At 67.8% G+C, this 25,309-nt stretch carries 26 protein-coding genes and 3 tRNA genes; 22 read left to right on the top strand and 7 right to left on the bottom strand.

Translation table 11 applies throughout. From position 1 onward, the window contains the following. Positions 1–272: 272 nt before the first annotated feature. Entirely contained in the window at positions 273–1,280 is a 1,008-nt protein-coding gene (locus AB0I94_RS20975; protein ID WP_363311076.1) for an XRE family transcriptional regulator, read from the top strand. 4 nt (positions 1,281–1,284) lie between these two features. Here AB0I94_RS20975 and AB0I94_RS20970 read toward each other — a convergent pair whose 3' ends face one another. Continuing rightward, positions 1,285–2,058 (bottom strand): NUDIX domain-containing protein, encoded by a 774-nt coding sequence (locus AB0I94_RS20970; protein ID WP_363311075.1) that lies wholly within the window; start codon positions 2,056–2,058, stop codon positions 1,285–1,287. A 242-nt stretch (positions 2,059–2,300) separates the two neighbouring features. Here AB0I94_RS20970 and AB0I94_RS20965 point away from each other — a divergent pair, with 242 nt between their 5' ends. Further along, positions 2,301–2,771, top strand: coding sequence for a hypothetical protein (locus AB0I94_RS20965; RefSeq protein WP_363311074.1), 471 nt, complete (start codon positions 2,301–2,303; stop codon positions 2,769–2,771). A gap of 221 nt (positions 2,772–2,992) precedes the next feature. Beyond that, the gene (locus tag AB0I94_RS20960) at positions 2,993–3,229 is read left to right on the top strand and encodes a hypothetical protein (protein WP_363311073.1); all 237 of its coding nucleotides are present in this window, start codon (positions 2,993–2,995) and stop codon (positions 3,227–3,229) included. A 49-nt stretch (positions 3,230–3,278) separates the two neighbouring features. Here AB0I94_RS20960 and AB0I94_RS20955 read toward each other — a convergent pair whose 3' ends face one another. The 3 genes from AB0I94_RS20955 to AB0I94_RS20945 all read right to left on the bottom strand — a co-directional run bounded on the left by AB0I94_RS20955 (position 3,279) and on the right by AB0I94_RS20945 (position 5,811). Continuing rightward, positions 3,279–3,656: a nuclear transport factor 2 family protein gene (locus AB0I94_RS20955; RefSeq protein ID WP_363311072.1), complete on the bottom strand. Its 378-nt coding sequence runs from the start codon at positions 3,654–3,656 to the stop codon at positions 3,279–3,281. Between the two features lie 119 nt (positions 3,657–3,775). After that, entirely contained in the window at positions 3,776–4,432 is a 657-nt protein-coding gene (locus AB0I94_RS20950) for an NAD(P)H-binding protein (protein ID WP_363311071.1), read from the bottom strand. Between the two features lie 92 nt (positions 4,433–4,524). After that, positions 4,525–5,811 carry an amidohydrolase family protein gene (locus tag AB0I94_RS20945; RefSeq protein ID WP_363311223.1) on the bottom strand — a complete coding sequence of 429 codons (1,287 nt, stop codon included), beginning with the start codon at positions 5,809–5,811 and terminating at the stop codon, positions 4,525–4,527. Positions 5,812–6,153: 342 nt separating this feature from the next. Between AB0I94_RS20945 and AB0I94_RS20940 the strand changes: the two genes are divergently transcribed. The 8 genes from AB0I94_RS20940 to AB0I94_RS20905 all read left to right on the top strand — a co-directional run bounded on the left by AB0I94_RS20940 (position 6,154) and on the right by AB0I94_RS20905 (position 10,956). Continuing rightward, positions 6,154–6,226 (top strand) — tRNA-Thr (locus AB0I94_RS20940). Positions 6,227–6,274: 48 nt separating this feature from the next. Beyond that, positions 6,275–6,347, top strand: a tRNA-Met gene (locus AB0I94_RS20935). 91 nt (positions 6,348–6,438) lie between these two features. After that, entirely contained in the window at positions 6,439–6,603 is a 165-nt protein-coding gene (gene rpmG / locus AB0I94_RS20930; protein ID WP_004571794.1) for a 50S ribosomal protein L33, read from the top strand. 106 nt (positions 6,604–6,709) lie between these two features. Continuing rightward, positions 6,710–7,174, top strand: coding sequence for a MaoC family dehydratase N-terminal domain-containing protein (locus tag AB0I94_RS20925; protein ID WP_363311069.1), 465 nt, complete (start codon positions 6,710–6,712; stop codon positions 7,172–7,174). A 4-nt stretch (positions 7,175–7,178) separates the two neighbouring features. Next, entirely contained in the window at positions 7,179–7,607 is a 429-nt protein-coding gene (locus tag AB0I94_RS20920) for a MaoC family dehydratase (protein WP_363311068.1), read from the top strand. A 134-nt stretch (positions 7,608–7,741) separates the two neighbouring features. After that, a complete protein-coding gene (locus AB0I94_RS20915; protein ID WP_363311067.1) occupies positions 7,742–8,299 on the top strand; it encodes a TetR/AcrR family transcriptional regulator in 558 nt (185 codons plus the stop codon). A gap of 81 nt (positions 8,300–8,380) precedes the next feature. Further along, positions 8,381–9,823, top strand: a complete 1,443-nt coding sequence (locus AB0I94_RS20910) for a DHA2 family efflux MFS transporter permease subunit (protein WP_363311066.1) — start codon at positions 8,381–8,383, stop codon at positions 9,821–9,823. A gap of 5 nt (positions 9,824–9,828) precedes the next feature. Further along, entirely contained in the window at positions 9,829–10,956 is a 1,128-nt protein-coding gene (locus AB0I94_RS20905; protein ID WP_363311222.1) for a UDP-N-acetylmuramate dehydrogenase, read from the top strand. Positions 10,957–10,983: 27 nt separating this feature from the next. Here the strand turns inward: AB0I94_RS20905 and AB0I94_RS20900 are convergent, their stop codons facing one another. After that, on the bottom strand, positions 10,984–11,616 hold the full coding sequence (locus AB0I94_RS20900; RefSeq protein WP_363311065.1) for an SDR family oxidoreductase: 633 nt from the start codon (positions 11,614–11,616) through the stop codon (positions 10,984–10,986). A gap of 87 nt (positions 11,617–11,703) precedes the next feature. On the opposite strand from AB0I94_RS20900, the gene AB0I94_RS20895 reads away from it, so the two are divergent. Beyond that, positions 11,704–12,303, top strand: a complete 600-nt coding sequence (locus AB0I94_RS20895) for a TetR/AcrR family transcriptional regulator (protein WP_363311064.1) — start codon at positions 11,704–11,706, stop codon at positions 12,301–12,303. Here the strand turns inward: AB0I94_RS20895 and AB0I94_RS20890 are convergent. Together AB0I94_RS20890 and AB0I94_RS20885 are read right to left on the bottom strand one after the other, a co-directional pair. After that, entirely contained in the window at positions 12,293–13,312 is a 1,020-nt protein-coding gene (locus tag AB0I94_RS20890; RefSeq protein ID WP_363311062.1) for an adenosine deaminase, read from the bottom strand. The genes AB0I94_RS20895 and AB0I94_RS20890 overlap by 11 nt on opposite strands. Before the next feature lie 154 nt (positions 13,313–13,466). Then, complete coding sequence (locus AB0I94_RS20885; RefSeq protein WP_363311061.1) at positions 13,467–14,693, bottom strand: pyridoxal phosphate-dependent aminotransferase; 1,227 nt, start codon at positions 14,691–14,693, stop codon at positions 13,467–13,469. A 181-nt stretch (positions 14,694–14,874) separates the two neighbouring features. Between AB0I94_RS20885 and AB0I94_RS20880 the strand changes: the two genes are divergently transcribed. The 10 genes from AB0I94_RS20880 to rpoB all read left to right on the top strand — a co-directional run bounded on the left by AB0I94_RS20880 (position 14,875) and on the right by rpoB (position 25,274). Further along, positions 14,875–14,947 (top strand) — tRNA-Trp (locus AB0I94_RS20880). Positions 14,948–15,058: 111 nt separating this feature from the next. Further along, positions 15,059–15,346 (top strand): preprotein translocase subunit SecE, encoded by a 288-nt coding sequence (gene secE, locus AB0I94_RS20875; protein ID WP_363311060.1) that lies wholly within the window; start codon positions 15,059–15,061, stop codon positions 15,344–15,346. A gap of 89 nt (positions 15,347–15,435) precedes the next feature. After that, a complete protein-coding gene (gene nusG, locus AB0I94_RS20870) occupies positions 15,436–16,401 on the top strand; it encodes a transcription termination/antitermination protein NusG (protein WP_363311059.1) in 966 nt (321 codons plus the stop codon). A 175-nt stretch (positions 16,402–16,576) separates the two neighbouring features. After that, a complete protein-coding gene (gene rplK / locus AB0I94_RS20865) occupies positions 16,577–17,011 on the top strand; it encodes a 50S ribosomal protein L11 (RefSeq protein ID WP_355803871.1) in 435 nt (144 codons plus the stop codon). A gap of 111 nt (positions 17,012–17,122) precedes the next feature. Beyond that, on the top strand, positions 17,123–17,845 hold the full coding sequence (gene rplA / locus AB0I94_RS20860) for a 50S ribosomal protein L1 (RefSeq protein WP_363212698.1): 723 nt from the start codon (positions 17,123–17,125) through the stop codon (positions 17,843–17,845). A gap of 156 nt (positions 17,846–18,001) precedes the next feature. Further along, positions 18,002–18,889 (top strand): hypothetical protein, encoded by an 888-nt coding sequence (locus AB0I94_RS20855; protein ID WP_363311058.1) that lies wholly within the window; start codon positions 18,002–18,004, stop codon positions 18,887–18,889. Positions 18,890–18,954: 65 nt separating this feature from the next. Continuing rightward, a complete protein-coding gene (locus tag AB0I94_RS20850) occupies positions 18,955–19,914 on the top strand; it encodes a hypothetical protein (RefSeq protein WP_363311057.1) in 960 nt (319 codons plus the stop codon). 261 nt (positions 19,915–20,175) lie between these two features. Continuing rightward, positions 20,176–20,706 (top strand): 50S ribosomal protein L10, encoded by a 531-nt coding sequence (rplJ, locus tag AB0I94_RS20845; protein WP_363311056.1) that lies wholly within the window; start codon positions 20,176–20,178, stop codon positions 20,704–20,706. A 113-nt stretch (positions 20,707–20,819) separates the two neighbouring features. Next, positions 20,820–21,200, top strand: a complete 381-nt coding sequence (gene rplL, locus AB0I94_RS20840) for a 50S ribosomal protein L7/L12 (RefSeq protein ID WP_363311055.1) — start codon at positions 20,820–20,822, stop codon at positions 21,198–21,200. Positions 21,201–21,788: 588 nt separating this feature from the next. After that, positions 21,789–25,274, top strand: a complete 3,486-nt coding sequence (gene rpoB / locus AB0I94_RS20835; protein ID WP_363311054.1) for a DNA-directed RNA polymerase subunit beta — start codon at positions 21,789–21,791, stop codon at positions 25,272–25,274. The last annotated feature ends 35 nt before the right edge of the window (positions 25,275–25,309 follow it).

The raw sequence follows: 25,309 nt of genomic DNA, 5'->3' as shown, positions 1-25,309 counted from the left end.
CCTGCGGTGCATCTACAGAAGACCGGTTCGGGAAGGGGTTCCGGTAGCCAACAGGACTTAACTCCTGTGCTGTTAACCCCTGTTGACCTGCGGCGATGTGAGGCATGCTGGGAAGGTCAGTGAGTGGACCTATCGCCGGGCGGTGGCCTGTGAGTGCAGGACTTCGGAGCGCACGAACGGCGCGACGCTGGTCTCAGGAGCAACTGATTCGCGAGATCGAGGGATACGCGCGACGTCACCTCACCGACGTCGCCTCGACCGCGAGTCTGCGTGTGTACGTGTCCGAGTGGGAGAACGGCAAGCGCACCATCTCAGACCGTTACGCGGCGATCCTGCGGCAACTTCTCGGGATCACAGACACGGAGTTGAGGGGCGGCCCGCCTGCTATCGCTCCGTCGATGGCCGATGGGTACGACGACTTGCTGAGCCGGATCGACTCTGCCCACGGGGTCGGGGAATCCATGGTGAAGACCTTCAATGATCAGACCGAGCTTCTGCGCACCATGGATCGTCAGATGGGCGCCGCTGGTCTCGTGGACCAGATGACGGGGCATCTCGCAGCTCTTGAGGACGCGCTGAACTTCGCGGTGCTCCCGAGTGCGCGCCGACCGGTGGCGCTGGCCCTCGCCGGGGCGTCGACGTTGGCCGCATGGCAGGCGATCGACTCAGGGGCAGTCGAACGGGCTTGGAAGCACTACGAACTCGCCAAGCGGGCAGCACGTGACGCTGAGGCTCCGATGTATCTCGCGCATGCGATGGGTGAGCAGGCGTACGTACTCTGCGAGGCGGGACGGCCGTCGCTCGGTCTGGAGCTGGTCCGTGACGCCCAACGCGTGCTTGGTCAGGGCGGATCGCCCCGACTGTGGGCGTGGCTGTACGCCGCTGAAGCAGAGTTGTGCGCCCATGCCGGTATGCCTGACGACTGCCGACGCGCGCTCGATGCGGCGGCGGCGAGTATCCCGTCGGGCTCTGAGGACAGAGACCCGGACATGCTGAGCATCTTTTTGAACGGCGGTCACCTCGCCCGATGGCGAGGAAACGTCCTTGGCCTGATGGGTGATGCCGACGCGGTGACCAGCCTGTACGGAGCTTTAGAGGTGGTGGATCCGACCTTTGTCCGTGCACAGGCCGGACTCCACACGGACCTCGCTCAAGCTCACTTGGCACGAGCCGAGTACGACGACGCGAGGACCAATCTGAGGAAGGCGCGACTACTGGCGAGCCGCACCGGTTCGGTGCGGCAGCGCCGCCGTGTCGACCGGCTCAGCGAGCGGCTGTGACCCCCTACTTCCGCCGACTCGCGAGGATGTGGAGCAAGGCCACGAGGGTTCCAGAGCCCATGAGTTCACCGCGGGCCATGAGCCCCGGAATGTCGGCCAGTGGTACCCACTCGATGTGGCCCGCCTCTTCGAGGTCAGTCGGAGCGCCAATCTGCTCTGCACCGTGGCCAACGAAGATCTCGTGTGGCGAGTCGACCATGCCGACCATGGGCTGATAGGTGACGACGTGGTCCACAGACTTCGGGCGCCACCCGGTCTCTTCCTCGACTTCTCGGAGTGCCGTGGCTGCAGGATCCTCACCCTCGTCCACGATGCCGCCCGGGAGCTCCCATCCCCACTGCTGCGGGACGAAGCGGTATCGCCACATCATCAGCACTCGGTCTTGGTCGTCCAGAACCGCAGTGACAGCTACGTGGTGGAGCTTCACCACGTGATGCTCAAAGCGCTTCATGCCGGGCGGTTCCACGTCCCAGAGTTGGAGCTTGACCCAGCGGTTGTCGTAGAGGTCCCGCTCGCCGTGGATGATCCAGGGCTCCAGCCCTTCGGGAGTCTCGACACTCACGCCCCCGGGGACCCGGTACGAACTCCGGCCGTGGACCTCTAGGACACCCTCGAATACGAGCCGGGCCAGCACTTGGCGCAGCGCCGTACGGCGGATGTCGAGTTCCTTGTCCTCTTCGAGTGTTCGCTCCGAAGGGATCTTTTTACCGGCGGCGTACTCGCCAGAGGCGATCCGAGCACGAATCAAGTTGTACGCCTTGGTCGACTTCGGTCCCATCCGTGGAGCACTCTCCGTTCTCAGGTGGTGCGTACCAGCGTAACGGGCAAGGGCCGCGCTGCTTCCGGTTGCGTCTATGAGCGAACCTCCTGAGGTTCTCAAGGTCGGGGTGAGGCGTGGTCGGTTTTCGCCTACCCGCTGTCGATGACGTGGGCACCATGTGTGCCATGGCTCGGATGGGAGCACTGTCTCTGCGTCAACGCAGTTCCGTTGCTCTCGAGTCCAGATCCGAGGAGAAGCCGGTGACACCGCCCGTACCCGAGTACCTCTCGTCACTCCGGTGGCGATGGATCCTGCTGACCACGCAGCACAAGGAAGTGCGGTTCCTGTACTGGGCGCCGCAACGCCCGACTGGACACCGGGACCTTCGGATGTTCGACCGCGATGGGTACGACATAGGTCGGCTGGTGTGGGTGGTGTGCGATGAGTGCCGCATCGGCAGCATTAACAAGATCTCCATCGACATCGACCACCACCGGCAGGGTCTTGGTCGGCGCTTGATCCGCCGGGCGCTCGCTGACGGCCCCGGCTACAGATGGCAGACAACGGGCCAGTCGCCAGAGGCCAAGCAGTTCTTCCCTGCCATGGAGATGGAACTAGGCGTCGCGTTTCCCGAGTACGCCGGGGTCTGCGAGCATCTCGCCTCGCCACCCGGCTACCGGCCACCCCCGCCCGGTCGACGCCCACGTCCCGTCCTGGAGCGCAGCGTCTGACGGGGCGTCCGGGACGACTGAAATTCGGCCCAGTGGGGCCCCTGTGGGGCACAGGCTCAGCAGCAGCGGCAAGCCGCAGGTCAGGCGGCTCAAGCCGAGGGGACTGTAAATCTGCCGGCTCAGCCTTCCCAGGTTCGAATCCTGGCGCCGCCACACGAAGGAGACCCTCTCCGGTCTTGCGGAAACGCAAGCCGGAGGGGGTCTTTTCGTACGCTGAGGACATGTCGTCGATGCCACCCGCGCCCTCCCCGTCGCGCCGCAGGAACTGCCCCGAGTGCCGCCGTGAGATCGCGGTCGTCGGAGGGCGGTTCGCGCGCCATGATCCGCCGGGCCGGCACGGCAGCGGCGATCTCGTCTCCTGCCCCGGCTCGCGCAGGCAGGCGCTGCTGGGCGCCGCACAGCCCGCTCTGGACGGCTACGCGGTCCCGGACTTCCCCGGCCAGCTCCCCCTCTTCTGAGGCGCTCTCACGGCCCTACAGGGCGTCTGACGCAGGGCTGTGGTCGGTGTCACGGCTGCCGGACGTCCATCCGGCTCACCAGACCGTCGTCCCGGAACGTGTAGACGTGTTCGACCGTCGTCGGGGCCCAGTGGTCGCCCGTCTCGTCCCGCAGCCCGGGCCGCACGGTCGCCACGACCCGCCGCCCGTCGTCGTCGAGCCGTAGCCGCTCCAGGTGCACCAGCGGGTGCATCACCGCGAACTGCCGTGCCCAGTACGCGCGGACCGCCGCGATGCCGCGGGCCCGGGTGTTGTCCAAGAGGTTCGGCCAGTCCACGTCGGGGGCCAGGGAGCGGGAGATGAACGCATCGCGCTCTTCGGTACTGAAGACGGCGTACATCTGCCGCAAGAGGGCTTCGTGCGCGGCGGGCACATCGGAAGCGGGCATGGCGTTCCTCACGTAGGGCGTAGGCGGCAGTTCAAGCCAACCACCGCCCCGCACGCGGGACATCCCTCAGAAGACCGACTTCGCCGTACGGGCGTCAGCTCCCCGTAAAGGAGCGGACGTCAGTTGCCCGCAACGGACTTGACCGCCACGGACACCGGCGTGGACCCGCTGACCAGCTCCAGGGTCAGGCCCGCCGTCGCCGACGAGTCGACGAGCTCGGCGAGGACCGCGGCCACGTCGTCACGCGGGATCGGCCCGCGTCCGGTCGACGCCTCCAGGCGCACGAGACCGGTGCCCGCGTCGTCCGTCAGCATGCCGGGGCGCAGGATCGTCCAGTCCAGGGCCTTGCGGCCGCGTACGGACGCGTCGGCCTCGCCCTTGGCACGCAGATAGGCGTCGAAGACCTCGTCGCCCTCGTGCGCGGGGTCCGCGCCCATCGACGACACGACGACGTAGCGCCGCACGCCCGCGCGCTCTGCCGCGTCGGCGAAGAGCACGGCGGCGTCGCGGTCCACGGTGTTCTTGCGGTCGGCGCCACTGCCAGGCCCCGCGCCCGCCGCGAAGACGGCCGCGTCGGCGCCTTCCAGAAGCCCGGCGACCTCGTCGACGGACGCCGATTCCAGGTCGCACAGCGCCGCTTCGGCACCGGCCTCCCGCAGATCGGCCTCCTGCCCGCTTCTGCGGACGATCCCGACGACTTCGTCACCCCGCCCGGCGAGCAACCGCTCGAGCCGCAGCGCGATCTGACCATGACCTCCAGCGATGACAATGCGCATGCCTCCGACCGTACGACAGCACCCGCATGATCGCCCCGCGCACGCGGGTGCGCGTCAGGAGGCGTCGCCCGCCCTCACGACGGTTCCGCGCCCTACGGCCGTCCCGGACCGCCCCCCTTGGCGCGGCCCTGCCGTGGCAGATCGAGCGCCGCGGCGGCCGCCGAGTCGCAGTACTCCCGCACCGCGCTCGTCCGTGCCACCACGCGCCCCCGGTGCACCACGATGCGGCTGTACGCGAGCGAGAGCGCCCCCGCGAGATGCTCGCCCCGCACCGCGAGCAGCTCGGCGGGGAAGCCCGCCTCCACCCGGACCTGGGCGAGCCCCATCGCGGCCCGCGCCGCCGAGCTGACCGTGCCGTACGCGTCCTCGGCCCGCAGCCCGCACCGCGAGGCCAGCAGATAGGCGGCCTCCAGCGGATCCCCGCGCCCCACGGGGTTCGACACGTCCCGCATGGCCCCGCTCCCCGCGGCCACCCGCACCCCCGCAGCCCGCAGCAGCCGGACCGGAGCCACCGCGCCCCGCCGGTCCACGCTCGCGCACCCGCCCTGCGGCAGGCACACCACCGTCACACCGGCCGCCGCCAGCTGCTCCGCGGTCCGCCCGGCCACGTCCGACGGCAGCCGCCCGAGCCCGCCGCACGGCCCGATCGTGACCCCGGGCCGCAGCCCGCCCGCCATCGCCGCGAGCCGCCCGAGCCGCGCCGGGTCGCTGCCGTCCGTGTGCAGGTCGACGGGGCAGCCGTGCTCGGCGGCGACCTCGAGCACGGCCTCCACGTACCCGGTCGGATCGGGGTCCAGGTCGGGGCAGCCGCCCACCACGCAGGCGCCCATCTTCACGGCGTCCCGCAGCATCGCGAGCCCGTCGGCGCCGGCCACTCCGGTCAGCAGGCGCGGCACGGCCACGGCCGTCAGGTCGACCAGACCGCGCAGCGAACGGCGCGCTTGCAGCACCGCCTCCATCGACGTGAGCCCGGGGAGGTCACCGATCCGCACGTGCGAGCGCAGCGCCGTCGCGCCGTGCCCGAGCTGCAGCAGGGCGGCTTCGGTGGTCCGGCGCTGGACATCGGCGAGCTCGTACGAGACCGGGCCTTCCGCGTCCGCGGACAGTGCCGTGTCGGTGTGCGCGTGCGGTTCGGCGGCGGCCGGCAGCAGGAGGTATCCGGCGAGGTCCACGCGCGTGGCGTGCGAGGTCAGGCTGCCCGCCGTGCCGACCGCTTCGATGCGCCCGGAGTCGAGCCGCACGTCCACGGTCCGGCCGTCGGTCAGCCGGGCGCCGCAGAGGAGCAGCGCGGAGGCTTCGGTGCCGTCACCTGAGGAGCCGGATGAGCCGGATGAGCCGGACGGCCCGGAGGAGTGGGGCTGCGGCTGGCTGTCGGGCATCGCGCTCCTGAGGTTCGGGGGCGGCTGCGGGGGCGTGGCGTCGTCCGGGACGGAGGTGGCCGGGACGAAAACGTCCAAGATCACGCAGAGTGGGTCGAGCCTAGGGCGACGACCGGCCCTCTTCGAGGAGGAGCGGAATAGTCGTACCGGTGTGGTGTGCGGCTCGGGAGAGGCGTGGTGGGGGCTGCGAGCGGGCGCCGTACGAGCCGCCGAACCGGTGTGGCGCGAGGCGCCGAAGTGACGTGGTGAGGCGGCCGGGACGCCTGCCGAGATGCCCCCGGACAGCCCTGGCGAAACGGATTTGGGCGATCGGCGGCCGACCGTGTAATGTCTTCATCGCTCGCCCCAATAGCTCAGTCGGTAGAGCGTCTCCATGGTAAGGAGAAGGTCTGCGGTTCGATTCCGCATTGGGGCTCTGATGTTGAGTGATCCTCGCCTTCGGGCGAGGGGATCCGGCATCTACAGCGGTGTAGCTCAGTCGGTAGAGCAAGCGGCTCATAATCGCTGTGTCACCGGTTCAAGTCCGGTCACCGCTACTGAATTGGTAGCCGATTGTGGGGTCGGACCTTCGATCGGCTACTATTTTTTTGCGTTCATCCGTCCATCCGTCCGTCAAGGAGCACTCACGTGGCTGCCACAGACGTCCGCCCGAAGATCACGCTGGCCTGCGTGGAGTGCAAGGAGCGGAACTACATCACCAAGAAGAACCGGCGTAACGACCCGGACCGTCTTGAGATGAAGAAGCACTGCCCGCGCTGCAACGCGCACACTGCGCACCGCGAAACGCGCTAGACACAGGCTCGTACACGAGGCCGTCCCCGAGTTCTGGGGGCGGCCTCGCGTCGTTTGTCCATACGTGATCCGTACGCGATCCATACGTGCAGGAGGTACCGAGTCCATGGCGCTCGACCAGTCCTTCGTGGGGCGGTCCTACCCGCCCACCGATCCCTATGAGGTCGGCCGGGAGAAGATTCGTGAGTTCGCCGAGGCGGTGGGCGACGCCAACCCCGCGTACAACGACGCGGAAGCCGCCAAGGCGTTCGGGCACCCTGATGTGATCGCCCCGCCGACTTTTGTGTTCGCCATCTCGTTCAAGGCCGCGGGACAGGTCATCGAGGACCCGCAGCTGGGGCTCGACTACAGCCGCGTCGTGCACGGGGACCAGAAGTTCGCGTACACGCGCCCGGTGCGTGCGGGAGACCGGCTGACGGTCACCTCGACCATCGAGGCCATCAAGTCGATGGCGGGCAACGACATCCTGGACATCCGCGGCGAGGTCCACGACGAGGCCGGCGAACATGTCGTGACCGCCTGGACGAAGCTCGTCGCGCGTGCGGCGGCGCCTGCGGCAGAGGGAGCGTGACGCGATGACCGCCAAGATTTCGTACGACAGCGTCGAGGTCGGCACCGAGCTGCCGGCCCAGAGCTTTCCTGTGACGCGTGACACGCTCGTCCGCTACGCGGGCGCTTCCGGTGACTTCAACCCGATCCACTGGAACGAGAAGTTCGCGGTCGAGGTCGGCCTCCCGGACGTCATCGCGCACGGCATGTTCACCATGGCCGAGGCGATCAGGGTCGTCACCGACTGGGTGGGCGACCCAGCCGCCGTGGTCGAGTACGGCGTGCGTTTCACCAAGCCCGTCGTGGTCCCGAACGACGACAAGGGCGCGCTGATAGAGGTCAGTGCGAAGGTCGCCGTGAAGCTCGACGACAACCGGGTCCGGGTGGACCTGGTGGCGATGAGCGGGGATCAGAAGGTGCTTGGCATGTCGCGCGCGGTGGTTCAGCTCGCTTGATCGCCGTAGGCGTGAATGAGTAAGGGGCACCCGCCCGTAGCGGGTGCCCCTTACTCGTACGCTCGTCACTCGTGCGCAGCTCGTTCGGTGAGGACCGATTGACTTAGATAGTGATTGGCCACTAACTTAATCCCATGGTCAGGATGAGTGCAGAGGAGCGGCGCGAGAGCGTCATTCGCGCGGCGATGATCGAGTTCGCCCGCGGTGGCTACAACGGGACGTCCACCGACGTGATCGCCAAGCGTGTGGGTGTCTCGCAGCCGTATCTCTTCCGCCTCTTCCCGGGGAAGGAAGCCATCTTCCTCGCCGCGTCCCGGCGTTGCTGCCAGGAGGTCACCGAGGTCTTCCGGAAGGCGGCCGAAGGGCTCGAGGGGGAGCAGGCCCTGCGTGCCATGGGGGAGGCCTACCAAGCACTCATCGCCGATGATCCGGACAAACTCCTCATGCAGATGCAGATGTACGTCGCTGTCGCCTCCGCGGAGGCGTCCGGTGACCGGGAGTTCGGCGAGGCGCTGCGGGCCGGCTGGATGGAGATGTACGACACGGTGCGCCTCGCGCTGGGGGCGGACGTCGGGGAGGCGACGCAGTTTCTTGCGTACGGGATGCTGATCAACGTCCTCGTGTCGATGGGCTTCCGGCCCGAGCACCGGGTGTGGACCGGCTTTCGCGTCTCGGCGCAATCCGAGCAGTGAGTTGGCGCGTCCGCGTCATGGGGGTGCGTTCTTTCTGTGCCCACGGAAGTTAGTCATCAATAACTAACCACAGGGGAAGCAATGTCACAGCAACCAGCACGGCGCGGGCAAGCGGCCTGGGCCCTCGCCATCACCAGCGTCGCCGGATTCATGGCGGCCCTCGACAACCTCGTCGTCACCACCGCCCTGCCCGCCATCCGCGAGGACTTCGGGGGAGCGCTGCACGACCTCGAATGGACGGTGAGCGCCTACACCCTCACCTTCGCCGTACTGCTGATGTTCGGCGCGGCCCTCGGCGACCGCTTCGGGCGCCGCAAGCTCTTCATCGCGGGACTCGCGGTCTTCACCGGAGCCTCAGCCGCCGCGGCCCTCGCGCCCGGCATCGAGGCGTTGGTCGCCGCCCGCGCGGTCCAGGGCGTCGGCGCCGCGATCATGATGCCGCTGACGCTGACCCTGCTGACGGCTGCCGTGCCGGTGGCCAAGCGCGGGATGGTGTACGGGATCTGGGGCGCCGTCAACGGTCTCGCGGTCGCCAGCGGTCCGCTCGTCGGCGGCAGCCTCACCGAGCACGTGTCCTGGCAGTGGATCTTCTGGCTGAACGTTCCGCTCGGCGTCGCGCTGCTGCCGCTGGCCCGGCTGCGGCTCTCCGAGTCGTACGGCACCGGAGCGCCGCTCGACATCACCGGGACGCTGCTGGCCAGCGGCGGGCTCTTCGGCATCGTGTACGCGCTGATCCGCGGCAACATCGACGGCTGGGCCAGTGCCACCGTGCTCATCGGTCTGATCGGCGGCGGCGCGCTCCTGGCCCTCTTCGTGCGCCACGGCATACGCGCCGAGAACCCGATGCTGCCGATGCGCCTCTTCCGTAGCCGCGCGTTCTCGGCGATCAACGCAGCGAGCCTGCTGATGTTCGTCGGAATGTTCGGCTCGATCTTCCTGCTCAGCCAGTTCCTGCAGATCGTCGTCGGCTACTCGCCCACCGAGGCGGGCCTGCGGATGCTCCCCTGGACCGGCATGCCGATGCTCGTCGCGCCCATCGCGGGCTACCTCTCGGACCGGATCGGCGGCCGTCCCGTCGTGACCGCGGGCCTCGCGCTCCAGGCCGTCGGCCTGGCCTGGTTCGCGGCCGTGGTGAAGACCGATGTGTCGTACGCCGCCCAGCTGCCCGCCCTGATCATCAGCGGGGTCGGCATGGCGCTGTACTTCGCCCCGGCCGCGAGCCTGGTGATGTCCAGCGTCCGCCCGTCCGAGCAGGGCATCGCGTCCGGCGCCAACAACGCCCTGCGGGAGGTCGGCGGCGCCCTCGGCATCGCGATCCTCGCCGCGGTCTTCTCCGCCCAGGGCGGCTACGACACCGGCCAGTACTTCGTGGACGGCCTGGTGCCCGCGCTGTGGGCCGGCGCCGCGCTTGTCGGAGTGGGCGCGGTGGCCGCCGCCCTGCTCCCGGGGCGGACGACCGCGACCGAGAAACAGGGCGGTGCCGTGCCGGCCGCCGCCGACGAGCGCACGTCGGCGGGCGTCTGAACCGGATCCGACCGCCCTCACCCCACGGTCCGTGGCCCCGCCCGAGCGGCGGAGCCACGGACCGTACTCTTGAGCACGTGCAGGAACTCCACGATGCCCCCCTCGCCCCGCTGACCACCTTCCGGCTCGGCGGCCCCGCGGCCCGCCTGATCACCGCGACGACCGACGCCGAGGTGATCGCCGCCGTCCGCGAAGCCGACGACTCCGGCACCCCGCTGCTGGTCATCGGCGGCGGCTCGAACCTGGTCATCGGAGACAAGGGCTTCGACGGCACCGCTCTGCGCATCGCCACGAAGGGCTTCGCACTCGACGGCACGAGGCTGGAGCTGGCGGCCGGAGAGGTGTGGACCGACGCGGTGGCCCGCGTCGTGGAGGCCGGTCTCGCCGGCATCGAGTGCCTCGCCGGGATTCCGGGCTCCGCGGGTGCGACGCCGATCCAGAACGTGGGGGCGTACGGCCAGGAGGTCTCGTCGACCATCACCGAAGTGATCGCGTACGACAGGAAGAGCCACGAGACGGTCACCGTCACGAACGCCGAGTGCGACTTCTCGTACCGTCACAGCCGTTTCAAGGCCGAGCCCGACCGTTTCGTGGTGCTGCGCGTGCGCTTCGCGCTGGAGGACGCTCAAGGGATGAGCGCCCCCCTCAAGTACCCGGAGACGGCCCGCACCCTCGGTGTCCAGGCAGGCGACCGGGTCTCCGCGGCCGTCGCCCGTGAGACCGTCCTGAAGCTGCGCGCGGGCAAGGGCATGGTGCTTGACCCCGAGGACCACGACAGCTGGTCGGCCGGGTCCTTCTTCACCAACCCGATCCTCACGGAGGAGGAGTTCACCGCCTTCCACGCGCGCGTGGTGGACCGTCTCGGCCCTGACGTGGCGCCCCCCGCCTTCCCGACGGAGGACGGCCGCGTGAAGACCTCCGCCGCCTGGCTCATCGACAAGGCGGGCTTCACCAAGGGCTACGGAGAGGGCCCGGCCCGCATCTCCACCAAGCACACCCTCGCCCTGACCAACCGCGGCGGCGCGACCACGGAGGACCTGCTGGCCCTCGCCCGTGAGGTCGTCGCCGGTGTGCGGGACGCCTTCGGGGTCACGCTGGTCAACGAGCCGGTGACGGTGGGCGTCAGTCTCTGAAGTCGTGATGGGCTCCTCTGATGGCTGCTAGTAGGCGACGCCCACTCCCTGCTTCACCGTCGACAGGTCGTCGACCGCCGCCAGCATCGCGTGCGCCACGTCGGCCCTGCCGATGAACCGCCCGCTGGGCGGCGTGCCCCCGACGACCCGGCGGTAGACCCCCGTGGCCGGCTTGTCCTGAAGCCTCGGCGGGCGGACAGACGTCCAGTCCGTCTCGCTGCTCGCCAGATCCGCCTCCATGGCGCGCAGATCGTCGTACACCGGCTTCAGGATCTTGCTGATCAGGACACCCGCGATCCGGTCGACCAGCGACTGGCGCTCGGGCGAAGGGCCCACCGGAGACGCGCTCACCACCACCAGCCTGCGCACCCGCTCGGCCTCCATCGCGCGCACGACCGACCGCGTGACCGTGGTCGTGATCCCCGCGTCGGCCTTCTTGCGTGCCCCCAGCCCCGAAAGGACCGCGTCCCGTCCGGCCACCGCCGCCCGCAGGGACTGTGAGTCCGTCAGGTCGGTCCGGAACACCTCAAGGCCCTCTCCCCTCGCCCTCAGCCGCGAGGGGTCACGCACGACCGCCGTGACCTCGTGGCCAGCCGCGAGCGCCTGCCGGACGATCTCCCCGCCGACACCGCCGGTCGCACCGAACACCGTGAGCTTCATGGCGCACCCTCCCAAGGTGGGTAAGTATTCACTCACCCTTAGGGTGAGTAGGCGCTCACCTCTTCGTCAAGGTTGGTTGGACGGCACATGCAGCAGAAGCCCACCCGGGCCCGCATCCTCGACGCGGCGCACGACCTCATGCTCACCATCGGTCTCGCGCGTGCCACCACCAAGGAGATCGCCAAGGCGGCGGGCTGCTCCGAAGCGGCCCTCTACAAGCACTTCGCGAGCAAGGAGGAGCTGTTCGTCGGCGTCCTCCAGGAACGGCTGCCCCGCCTCGGCCCGCTCCTGCGCCGCCTCGCCGAGGACCCGGGGGAGCGCCCCGTAGAGGAGAACCTCGCCGAGATCGCCCGCCTGGCCAGCCACTTCTACGCCCAGAGCTTCCCGATCGCCGCGTCCCTCTACGCCGAGACCAAGCTCAAGCGACGCCACGAAGACTCCATGCGGGAGATGGGTACAGGTCCGCACATGCCCATCGAGGCCCTGGACGCCTACCTCCGTACCGAACGCGACGCCGGCCGGATCGCACGCGACGCCGACACGTTCGCGGCCGCCTCGCTCCTCCTGGGCGCCTGCGCACAGCGCGCCTTCGCCTACGACTCCACCATCGGCAGGCAACCTCCGCAGCCCGTCGAGGAGTTCGCCGCCGCCCTCGCCCGCACCCTCCTCGCGGGCATCAGCCGCTGAGCCACTCCTCGATGCCCGAAAGCAGCTTCTCCCGTACGTCGACGGGAGCGGCCGAGCCGCGCACCGACTGCCGGGCGAGCTCGGCCAGGTCGCTGTCGTCGAAGGCGTGGTGCTTGCGCACGATCTCGTACTGCGCGGCCAGCCGCGACCCGAAGAGCAGCGGATCGTCGGCCCCGAGAGCCATCGGCACCCCGGCGTCGTACAAGGTCCGCAGCGGCACGTCCTCGGGCTTCTCGTAGACCCCGAGGGCCACGTTCGACGCCGGACACACCTCGCAGGTCACCCCCCGCTCGGCCAGCCGCTTCAAGAGCCGCGGGTCCTCCGCCGCCCGCACCCCGTGCCCGATCCGTCCCGCGTGCAGGTCGTCGAGGCAGTCCCGTACGGAGGCGGGCCCGCTGAGCTCACCCCCGTGCGGCGCCGCGAGCAGGCCGCCGTCCCGCGCGATCGCGAAGGCACGGTCGAAGTCCCGCGCCATGCCCCGGCGTTCGTCGTTGGAGAGCCCGAAGCCGACGACGCCGCGATCGGCGTACCGCACCGCGAGCCGGGCCAGCGTGCGGGCGTCCAGAGGGTGCTTCATGCGGTTCGCGGCGACGAGCACGCGCATTCCGAGGCCGGTGTCCCGCGAGGCGCTCTCGACGGCGTCCAGGATGATTTCCAGGGCCGGGATGAGCCCACCGAGCCGCGGCGCGTACGAGGTCGGGTCGACCTGGATCTCCAGCCACCCCGAACCGTCCCGGATGTCCTCCTCGGCGGCCTCCCGGACCAGACGCTGGATGTCCTCGGGCTCCCGCAGGCAGGACCGCGCCATGTCGTAGAGCCGCTGGAAGCGGAACCACCCGCGTTCATCGGTCGCCCGCAGCTGAGGAGGCTCACCGCCGGTCAGCGCCGGGGGCAGCCGCACCCCGTACTTGTCGGCGAGTTCCAGCAGGGTCGTGGGCCGCATCGACCCGGTGAAGTGCAGATGCAGGTGGGCCTTCGGCAGCTCTCTTACGTCACGTACGCGCTCCATTCAAGGATCTTGCCGTACGTACGTGGCGTCCCGGAAGCCACTTTCCCCCTTCGTGGCCTTCCCCGAACGAAGAAGCGGGCCGTCTCCCCGCAGAGGGGAGACGGCCCGCACGCGCGCGTGGAGCGCGACAGGCACCGGGGAAACCGGCAGGTGCCTAGTCGCGCGCCTCGGCCAGCAGCTTCTGGATCCGGGAAACGCCCTCGACGAGGTCCTCGTCACCCAGGGCGTACGAAAGGCGCAGGTAACCCGGCGTCCCGAAGGCCTCGCCCGGGACGACCGCGACCTCGGCCTGCTCCAGGATCAGCGCGGCGAGCTCCACGGAGTCCTGGGGGCGCTTGCCGCGGATCTCCTTGCCGATGAGGCCCTTCACCGAGGGATACGCGTAGAAGGCGCCCTCCGGCTCGGGGCACAGCACGCCCTCGATGTCGTTCAGCATCCGCACCATGGTCTTGCGGCGCCGGTCGAAGGCCTCGCGCATCTTCTCGACGGCGGTCAGCTCGCCGGAGACGGCCGCGATGGCCGCCGCCTGCGCCACGTTGGAGACGTTCGACGTGGCGTGCGACTGCAGGTTCGTCGCCGCCTTCACGACGTCCTTCGGGCCGACGATCCACCCCACGCGCCAGCCGGTCATCGCGTACGTCTTGGCCACGCCGTTGACCACGATGCACTTGTCGCGCAGCTCGGGCAGGATCGCCGGGAGCGAGGTGAACTTCGCGTCTCCGTAGACGAGGTGTTCGTAGATCTCGTCGGTCATGACCCACAGGCCGTGCTCGACGGCCCAGCGGCCGATCGCCTCGGCGTCGGCCTCGCTGTAGACGGCGCCCGTCGGGTTGGACGGCGACACGAAGAGGACGACCTTCGTGCGCTCCGTGCGAGCGGCCTCCAGCTGCTCGACCGAGACGCGGTAGCCCGTGGTCTCGTCGGCGACGACCTCGACCGGCACGCCGCCCGCGAGACGGATCGACTCCGGGTACGTCGTCCAGTAGGGAGCCGGCACGATGACCTCGTCGCCCGGGTCGAGGATCGCCGCGAACGCCTGGTAGATGGCCTGCTTGCCGCCGTTCGTCACCAGGACCTGCGAGGCGTCGACCTCGTACCCCGAGTCGCGCAGCGTCTTCGCGGCGATCGCGGCCTTGAGCTCGGGGAGCCCGCCGGCCGGGGTGTAGCGGTGGTACTTCGGGTTCTTGCAGGCCTCGATGGCGGCTTCGACGATGTAGTCGGGCGTCGGGAAGTCGGGCTCGCCCGCGCCGAATCCGATCACCGGCCGCCCGGCGGCCTTGAGGGCCTTCGCCTTGGCGTCGACAGCGAGGGTCGCGGACTCGGAGATCGCGCCGACGCGGGCGGAGACCCGGCGCTCGGTGGGAGAAGTGGAAGCGCTCATCGCTCCATCGTTCCAGACCTGAGAGACCCCCGGCACACGGGTTTGTGAGACCACCGGATCCGTTTCTGTTCGACGGGGCGCCGCGGAGCACGTACACTCACTGCTCGTTGGCCCTCACCGGCCGCGCCTTCTCCTCGCACTCTGTGCACCCGGGCGGATGCGGTAGGTTGGGGGAAATCAAAGGGTCGTAGCTCAATTGGTAGAGCACTGGTCTCCAAAACCAGCGGTTGGGGGTTCAAGTCCCTCCGGCCCTGCTACACACTCCTCTCACCAGGATGTGTGCGCACATGTACGTACTGCATTGCACCGCCGTGCGGCTCATACCGGGCGCGGCACGGCCACGACCCGGAATCAGGTGAGGACGAGTGACGGACGCCGTGGGCTCCATCGACATGCCTGATGCCCAGGACGAGGCGCCGGAGTCCAAGAAGAAGGCCCGCAAGGGCGGCAAGCGCGGCAAGAAGGGCCCCTTCGGCCGTCTCGCGCTCTTCTACCGCCAGATCGTCGCGGAACTCCGCAAGGTCGTCTGGCCGACTCGCAGTCAGCTCACGACGTACACCACCGTGGTGATTGTCTTCGTCGTCATCATGATCGGCCTCGTGACCGTGATTGACTATGGGTTCGCCCAGGCCGTCAAGTACGTCTTCGGCTGAGCCGATGGCTGAGCCGAGAGCGAAGGGCGCCGTACCCGGCGCCCGTTTCGCGCGTTCCACCCCTCTGTATCCAGGAAGAAGCAGCCACCGTGTCTGACCCGAACCTGAACGACGCCATCGAGTCGGCGGAGTCCGTGGAGGACCAGCTCGACATCGTCGAGGCGGCGGACTCCGAGGACCCGGACCAGGCCGAGGCTGCCGACGCCGCCGCGGGCGCACCCGCCGAAGAGTCTGCGCTGCACGTCGAGACCGACTCCGAGGCCGCTGACGACGCCGCCACCGACGACGACGCTGAGGTTGCCGACGCCGAGGTTGCCGACGACGCCGAGGCCGGCGACGAAGCTGCCGCCGAGTCCGACGAGGACGCCGAGGCCGTCGCCGATGACGAGACCGAAGAGGGCACCGAGTCCGCGGAGGACGAGGAGGAGGCCGAGCCGGTCGACCCGATCGTGGCCCTGCGCGAAGAGCTCCGCACCCTTCCCGGTGAGTGGTACGTCATCCACACCTACGCCGGTTACGAGAACCGCGTGAAGACCAACCTCGAACAGCGTGCCGTCTCGCTGAACGTCGAAGACTTCATCTTCCAGGCCGAGGTGCCGCAGGAAGAGGTCGCGCAGATCAAGAACGGTGAGCGCAAGACCGTCCGTCAGAACAAGCTCCCCGGGTACGTCCTGGTGCGCATGGACCTGACGAACGAGTCCTGGGGTGTCGTCCGCAACACCCCCGGCGTCACCGGCTTCGTGGGCAACGCCTACGACCCGTACCCCCTGACCCTGGACGAGATCGTCAAGATGCTCGCCCCCGAGGCCGAGGAGAAGGCGGCCCGCGAGGCCGCCGAGGCCTCGGGCAAGCCGGCTCCGTCCCGCAAGGTCGAGGTCCAGGTCCTCGACTTCGAGGTCGGCGACTCGGTCACCGTCACCGACGGCCCGTTCGCGACGCTGCAGGCGACGATCAACGAGATCAACGCCGACTCGAAGAAGGTCAAGGGCCTCGTCGAGATCTTCGGCCGCGAGACCCCGGTCGAGCTCAGCTTCGACCAGATCCAGAAGAACTAGCCCTCGCGGCTTCCTCTGGAACACACGCTTCCGAACAGGTCAGACGGGCTGCCAAAGCCCGTCTGACCTGCTCGGTTTTTGGCCGCGCGACTATACCCGTTATCGTGGTGCGGTATGCCTCCATCCGGATGACTGGATGGTGGCTGGAAACTCTCACTAGGACCCGGAGAGAGCAATGCCTCCCAAGAAGAAGAAGGTCACGGGGCTTATCAAGCTCCAGATCCAGGCCGGCGCAGCCAACCCGGCCCCGCCGGTCGGCCCCGCGCTGGGCCAGCACGGCGTGAACATCATGGAGTTCTGCAAGGCCTACAACGCCGCGACCGAGTCGCAGCGTGGCTGGGTGATCCCGGTGGAGATCACGGTCTACGAAGACCGCTCCTTCACCTTCATCACCAAGACTCCGCCGGCCGCCAAGATGATCCTCAAGGCCGCGGGTGTCGAGAAGGGCTCCGGCGAGCCGCACAAGACCAAGGTCGCCAAGATCACCGAGGCGCAGGTCCGCGAGATCGCCACCACCAAGATGGAAGACCTCAACGCCAACGACCTGGACGCCGCGTCGAAGATCATCGCCGGCACCGCCCGTTCCATGGGCATCACGGTCGAGGGCTGAGAGCTCTACCCGTCTGACCTTTCTCAGTGGTAGGGCCAAGCGCTGGTCCACACCACGACTCCATACCTGTCACGCGGCGGAGCCGCATGATGTAACCGCACAGGAGCAGAAGTGAAGCGCAGCAAGACTCTCCGCGCTGCGGACGCCAAGATCGACCGGGACAAGCTCTACGCCCCGCTCGAGGCCGTCCGTCTCGCCAAGGAGACCTCCGCGACCAAGTTCGACGGCACCGTCGAGGTCGCCTTCCGCCTGGGTGTCGACCCGCGCAAGGCCGACCAGATGGTCCGTGGCACCGTGAACCTCCCGCACGGCACCGGCAAGACCGCCCGGGTCCTGGTCTTCGCGACCGGTGACCGTGCTGCGGCCGCGGAAGCCGCTGGGGCCGACATCGTCGGCGCCGACGAGCTCATCGACGAGGTCGCGAAGGGCCGCCTGGACTTCGACGCCGTCGTCGCCACCCCGGACCTCATGGGCAAGGTCGGCCGCCTCGGCCGCGTGCTCGGTCCGCGTGGTCTGATGCCGAACCCGAAGACCGGCACCGTCACCCCCGACGTCGTGAAGGCTGTCAACGACATCAAGGGCGGCAAGATCGAGTTCCGCGTCGACAAGCACTCGAACCTGCACTTCATCATCGGCAAGGTCTCCTTCGACGAGACCAAGCTGGTGGAGAACTACGCCGCGGCGCTGGAGGAGATCCTCCGTCTGAAGCCGTCGGCCGCCAAGGGTCGCTACATCAAGAAGGCCGCCCTGGCCACCACGATGGGCCCCGGCATTCCGCTGGACAGCAACCGCACCCGCAACCTCCTCGTCGAGGAGGACCCGGCCGCCGTCTGAATCTGACGGCAGTCGCGTCGCGTACGCGTTTTTGTGAGGGCGGGCCCCGCAACCTTTCGAGGTGCGGGGCCCGTCCTCGTATGCGTGCATGTCCGTCCGCTGTCGGGGGACTGCGCTAGCGTGCGGGTTTCACACGAGTACAAGGGGTGGGATGTCATGAACAGCACGACCATGCGACGCGTGGGCCTGTCGATCGCGGTGGCCACCGCGCTGACCGGGGTCGCGGCCTGTGGCTCCTCCGGCGACGGCGACCGGAAGAGCAAGGGGAAGGGGTCCGTGGCGCTCAGCCCGATAGCCGCCCTGCGCACCATCGACGACAAGACCGACAGCGCCGACTCGGCCAAGATCGAGGGCAAGACGGTCATGGGCACGCAGATGTCGATGAGCATGGACGGCGCCATGGCCTGGTCCGACGGCATCACCGGCAACGTCACGGCGACCCTCACCGGTGGCACGCAGGCCGAGCAGATGAAGCAGATGGGCCAGTCGAAGATCGACTACCGCTATCTGAAGACGGGCTTCTACGCGAACATGGGCGACCAGTTCGCCTCGCAGGCCGGTGGCGGCAAGCACTGGATCGCGTACGACTACGAGACGCTGGCCGAGATGGGCGGCGCCGCCGGTGACGCCTTCAAGGACCAGATGCAGAACACCACCCCGAACCAGTCGGTCAAGATGCTGCTCGCCTCGGGCGACGTGAAGCGCGTGGGCGAGGAGACGGTCCGCGGCACGAAGACGACGCACTACTCCGGTGAGGTCGATGTCGCCGACCTGACGGGCAAGAACGCCGACCTGGACGCGTCTCAGATGGCCGAGCTGAAGAAGCAGTTCAGCCAGGCCGGCATGAGCACGGAAACGATCGACATCTGGGTCAACGACGACGACCTGCTGGTCAAGAAGACCGAGAAGGCCGACATGAAGACCGGCTCCTTCTCCCAGACGGTCTACTACAGCGACTACGGCACCCCGGTCTCCGTGGAGAAGCCCCCGGCCTCGGACACCGTGAACTTCAAGGACCTCATGAACCAGCAGCCGCAGGCCTGATCTCGCCCTTCGGGTAGTCTCGCCACACTAAATTGTTTCGATCATGTGTTCCTAGGGGTGGGGTCATGAACATTGTTTCCGTACGTGGGGACAAGGGACGTAAGAGGGTCGCGGGCGCCGTGCTCGCCACCGCGCTGCTCTGTACCGGCGCGGTCGCCTGCACGGGCTCCGACAAGGACGGAAAGTCCAGGGGAGCGGGCTCGGGGGAGACCCAGTCCCGGTCGCAGGTGACCGAGGTCATCACGGCGGCGTACGAGAAGACCGCGAAGGCCAAGTCGGCCAAGGTCGAGATGACGATGTCGGCGCCGAAGTCGATGGCCGGTGCGTCCGGTGACATGAAGATGTCCGGCGTCATGGGCTGGGACCCGACCGTCATGGACATGACGATGTCGGGCTCGGCACTCACGGAGGGCGCCCCGGAGGCTCCGAAGGAGATCCGGATGCGCTGGCTCGACAGCGTGATGTACATGGACATGGGGACTGCCGCCGCCAAGGACATGGACGGCAAGCGCTGGATGAAGATGGACCTCACCTCCATCGCCGAGCAGGCCGGTGACGAGAAGCTCGCGAAGCAGATGACCGGCGGCCTGGACAGCATGAACCAGGACCCGGCGCAGCAGCTCGCGATGCTCCTGGACTCGCCGAACCTGAAGCACGTCGGCCCGGCCAAGGTCGACGGTGTGCAGACCCAGAGCTACAAGGGCCGGCTCTCCGTCAAGGAGATGATGGAGTCGAACAAGGGCCTGAGCGACGTGCTCAGCAAGAGCGAGCGCGACGAGCTCTTCAAGAGCATCGAGAAGTCGGGCATCAAGGGCTACGACACCGAGGTCTGGGTCAACGAGGACGACTACCCGGTCCGCATGGACATCGACATCAAGAGCCCCGAGGGCACCATCAAGACCTCGCAGAAGTTCTCGGACTACGGGGCCGCCGCCAAGGTGTCCGCTCCGCCGGCCGGGGAGACCTTCGACCTGATGGAGATGTTCAAGGAGCTCGGCGAGGGCGGCGGGGACAGCGGCTTCTGAGCCGATTTGCTTGACGCGAACCCGTTCGCGTACTCTTCCGTAGAAGCCAAAGACCGCTGGTCGTTGCCGTGTGCTCGCAAGAGTGTGCGGTGGCCGAAGGATCCGCTGAAACTGCGGACGACCCGCGTAGGTGTTTATGGAAGTGCTCCCGGACGGGTTTTCGTCAGGTCGAGTTCACGCCCCATGCGCCTGCGCTGGGGCGTTTTGTTTTGTCAGCCCCTTCTGAGCGGTCCTCATCACCCGGAAGGAGGCCGACGCTCTATGCCGACGCCCGACAAGGCTGCCGCGGTAGCCGAGCTCACGGACAAGTTCCGCAGCTCGAACGCCGCCGTGCTGACCGAGTACCGGGGTCTCACCGTGGCCCAGCTCAAGCAGCTGCGCCGTTCGCTCGGTGAGAACTCCGAGTACGCCGTGGTGAAGAACACGCTGACCAAGATCGCGGCCAACCAGGCCGGGATCGACACGCTGGACGACCTGTTCTCGGGTCCGACGGCAGTTGCCTTCGTCACCGGTGACCCGGTGGAGTCGGCGAAGGGTCTTCGTGACTTCGCCAAGGACAACCCCAACCTCGTCATCAAGGGCGGTGTCCTTGACGGTAAGGCGCTGTCCGCCGATGAGTTCAAGAAGCTCGCGGACCTCGAGTCCCGCGAGGTTCTGCTCGCCAAGCTGGCCGGCGCGCTGAAGGGCAAGCAGACGCAGACTGCGCAGCTCTTCCAGGCTCTGCCGTCGAAGTTCGTCCGCACCGCGGAAGCGCTTCGTGCCAAGAAGGCCGAGCAGGGCGGTGCCGAGTAATTCGGCTCGCGCATTGATCGCCGCCCGTTAGGGCGACGGTCGCAGCGGGCCGAACGTACGCCCGCCTTCATATACACCCGGCACCAGCCGAATTAGTGGAAGGATCGCCCATCATGGCGAAGCTCAGCCAGGAAGACCTGCTTGCTCAGTTCGAGGAGCTCACCCTCATCGAGCTCTCCGAGTTCGTGAAGGCCTTCGAGGAGAAGTTCGACGTCACCGCCGCCGCCGCGGTTGCCGCCGCCCCGGTCGGCCCGGCCGCCGCCGCCGAGGTTGCCGAGGAGCAGGACGAGTTCGACGTCATCCTCACCGGCGCCGGCGAGAAGAAGATCCAGGTCATCAAGGTCGTGCGCGAGCTCACCTCCCTGGGTCTCAAGGAGGCCAAGGACCTCGTCGACGGCACCCCGAAGCCGGTCCTCGAGAAGGTCGCCAAGGAGGCCGCTGAGAAGGCTGCCGAGTCCCTCAAGGCCGCCGGCGCCTCCGTCGAGGTCAAGTAACACCTCGCGAGTCGTCTGCCGCGCGCCTGTGGGCGCGTAGGCGGCAGGACTTCCAGCGCTGCTCAGGCAGCGCGCGTCAAGGGCGATCACCCATCTGGGTGGTCGCCCTTCGGCGTTCTCCGGCACACCCCTACGGCTGCCTTGCGTAGCCCGTCCCGACGAGTATGGTGATCTTCGTCGTGCCTCGGAACGGCCGTGACGGTGACGAGCTGAGAGCCAAGTCGGGGCAGGGGGGCCTTGACGAACTGCACGCAGCGCGCAATTCTCAGGACGCGTCGTCACATCGATCCGCATCCGAGGCATGGATCGACGGCGAAGAGGGCAGTATCGATGTGCATCGAGGGCGTGGCTTGCAGCAGGGGTTGAGAACAACGAGGGTCTTCAAAAACCCGCACTGGACATCAGTGGGCCTAGTGGCTACACTGACCCTTTGCGCTGCCTGTTAGCTGCCTCCTGCCCGTCACCAGGGGCATGCCCATGCTTGAGCACAGTGGACTGGACTTTCCCTGACCTGGGTGATCCTGTCTCTGCGTCCAACCTGGGACCGGTACGCGCGTAGTGAGTCCGAGCCCTCGGAAGGACCCCCTCTTGGCCGCCTCGCGCACTGCCTCGACCGCGAATACGAACAACGGCGCAAGCACTGCCCCGCTGCGCATCTCCTTTGCAAAGATCCGGGAGCCCCTCGAGGTTCCGAACCTTCTTGCGCTCCAGACCGAGAGCTTTGACTGGCTGCTCGGAAATGACGCGTGGAAGGCTCGCGTCGAGGCGGCTCTCGACAGTGGACAGGACGTCCCCACCAAGTCCGGTCTGGAAGAGATCTTCGAGGAGATCTCCCCGATCGAGGACTTCTCTGGGTCGATGTCCTTGACGTTCCGCGACCACCGTTTTGAGCCTCCGAAGAACTCCATCGACGAGTGCAAGGAGCGCGACTTCACGTTCGCCGCCCCGCTCTTCGTCACTGCCGAGTTCACCAACAACGAAACCGGCGAGATCAAGTCCCAGACGGTCTTCATGGGCGATTTCCCGCTCATGACCAACAAGGGCACTTTCGTCATCAACGGCACCGAGCGTGTCGTCGTGTCACAGCTGGTCCGCTCGCCGGGCGTCTACTTCGATTCCTCGATCGACAAGACGTCCGACAAGGACATTTTCTCCGCCAAGATCATCCCGTCCCGGGGTGCCTGGCTGGAGATGGAAATCGACAAGCGCGACATGGTCGGTGTGCGCATCGACCGCAAGCGCAAGCAGTCGGTCACCGTTCTGCTCAAGGCTCTCGGTTGGACGACCGAGCAGATCCTCGAGGAGTTCGGCGAGTACGAGTCCATGCGCGCCACCCTGGAGAAGGACCACACCCAGGGCCAGGACGACGCACTGCTCGACATCTACCGCAAGCTCCGTCCGGGCGAGCCGCCGACGCGCGAGGCTGCCCAGACGCTGCTCGAGAACCTCTACTTCAACCCCAAGCGCTACGACCTCGCGAAGGTCGGCCGCTACAAGGTCAACAAGAAGCTGGGTGCGGAGGCTCCGCTCGACGCGGGCATCCTCACGGTCGAGGACATCATCGCCTCGATCAAGTACCTGGTGAAGCTGCACGCCGGTGAGACCGAGACCGTTGGCGACAGCGGTACGTCGATCGTCGTCGAGACCGACGACATCGACCACTTCGGCAACCGTCGTCTGCGTAACGTCGGCGAGCTCATCCAGAACCAGGTCCGCACGGGTCTGGCTCGTATGGAGCGCGTCGTGCGTGAGCGCATGACGACCCAGGACGTCGAGGCGATCACGCCGCAGACCCTGATCAACATCCGGCCGGTCGTCGCCTCCATCAAGGAGTTCTTCGGCACCAGCCAGCTGTCGCAGTTCATGGACCAGAACAACCCGCTGTCGGGTCTCACCCACAAGCGCCGCCTGTCGGCGCTTGGCCCGGGTGGTCTCTCCCGTGAGCGGGCCGGCTTCGAGGTCCGTGACGTGCACCCGTCGCACTACGGCCGCATGTGCCCGATCGAGACGCCCGAAGGCCCGAACATCGGTCTGATCGGTTCGCTCGCCTCGTACGGCCGCGTCAACGCGTTCGGCTTCGTCGAGACGCCGTACCGCAAGGTCGTCGAGGGCGTCGTCACCGACGACGTCGACTACCTGACGGCCGACGAAGAGGACCGCTTCGTCATCGCCCAGGCCAACGCCGTGCTGGGTGAGGACATGCGCTTCACCGAGGCGCGCGTCCTCGTCCGCCGTCGTGGCGGCGAGATCGACTACATCCCCGGCGACGACGTCGACTACATGGACGTCTCGCCGCGCCAGATGGTGTCGGTCGCGACCGCGATGATCCCGTTCCTCGAGCACGACGACGCCAACCGTGCCCTCATGGGCGCGAACATGATGCGTCAGGCCGTGCCGCTGATCACCGCCGAGGCTCCCCTCGTCGGAACCGGCATGGAGTACCGCTGTGCGGTCGACGCCGGTGACGTGATCAAGGCCGAGAAGGCGGGTGTGGTCCAGGAGGTCTCCGCGGACTACGTCACCGTCACGAACGACGACGGCACGTACACCACGTACCGCATCGCCAAGTTCTCCCGCTCGAACCAGGGCACCTCGGTCAACCAGAAGGTTGTCGTCGACGAGGGCGCCCGGGTCGTCGAGGGTCAGGTCCTCGCCGACGGTCCCGCGACCGAAGAGGGCGAAATGGCCCTCGGCAAGAACCTGCTCGTGGCGTTCATGCCCTGGGAAGGTCACAACTACGAGGACGCGATCATCCTGTCGCAGCGCCTCGTACAGGACGACGTCCTCTCCTCGATCCACATCGAGGAGCACGAGGTCGACGCCCGTGACACCAAGCTGGGCCCGGAGGAGATCACCCGGGACATCCCGAACGTCTCCGAAGAGGTCCTCGCCGACCTCGACGAGCGCGGCATCATCCGTATCGGTGCCGAGGTCGTCGCCGGCGACATCCTCGTCGGCAAGGTCACGCCCAAGGGTGAGACCGAGCTGACCCCCGAGGAGCGCCTGCTCCGCGCGATCTTCGGTGAGAAGGCGCGCGAGGTGCGCGACACCTCGCTGAAGGTGCCGCACGGTGAGATCGGCAAGGTCATCGGCGTACGCGTCTTCGACCGTGAAGAGGGCGACGAGCTGCCGCCGGGCGTGAACCAGCTGGTTCGTGTCTACGTGGCGCAGAAGCGCAAGATCACGGACGGCGACAAGCTCGCCGGTCGTCACGGCAACAAGGGCGTCATCTCCAAGATCCTTCCGATCGAGGACATGCCCTTCCTCGAGGACGGCACGCCCGTCGACATCATCCTCAACCCGCTGGGTGTCCCGTCCCGAATGAACCCGGGACAGGTCCTGGAGATCCACCTCGGCTGGCTCGCCAGCCAGGGCTGGGACGTCTCCGGTCTCAGCGAGGACTGGGCGCAGAGCCTGCAGCGCATCGGCGCCGACCAGGTTCCGCCGCGGACGAACGTCGCGACTCCGGTCTTCGACGGCGCCCGCGAGGACGAGTTGACCGGCCTGCTCGAGCACACGATTCCGAACCGCGACGGCGACCGCATGGTCATGCCGTCCGGCAAGGCGCGGATGTTCGACGGCCGCTCCGGCGAGCCGTTCCCGGACCCGATCTCGGTCGGGTACATGTACATCCTCAAGCTGCACCACCTGGTCGACGACAAGCTCCACGCTCGCTCGACCGGTCCGTACTCCATGATCACCCAGCAGCCGCTGGGTGGTAAGGCCCAGTTCGGTGGTCAGCGCTTCGGTGAGATGGAGGTGTGGGCGCTTGAGGCTTATGGCGCCGCGTACGCACTCCAGGAGCTGCTGACGATCAAGTCCGACGACGTGACCGGCCGCGTGAAGGTCTACGAGGCCATCGTCAAGGGCGAGAACATCCCCGAGCCCGGCATTCCCGAGTCCTTCAAGGTACTCATCAAGGAAATGCAGTCGCTCTGTCTCAACGTGGAGGTGCTGTCCTCGGACGGCATGTCCATCGAGATGCGTGACACCGACGAGGACGTCTTCCGCGCGGCGGAGGAGCTCGGTATCGACCTGTCCCGGCGCGAGCCGAGCAGCGTCGAAGAGGTCTGACGGGTTGGCCGGCCGGACCTCGTGTCCGGCCGGCT

The organism is Streptomyces sp. NPDC050147 (assembly GCF_040660195.1).
In the GTDB taxonomy this organism is placed as follows: Bacteria; Actinomycetota; Actinomycetes; order Streptomycetales; family Streptomycetaceae; genus Streptomyces.
The sequence above is the reverse complement of the archived record's forward strand: the minus strand, read 5'-3'. Positions and strand labels throughout refer to the sequence as shown.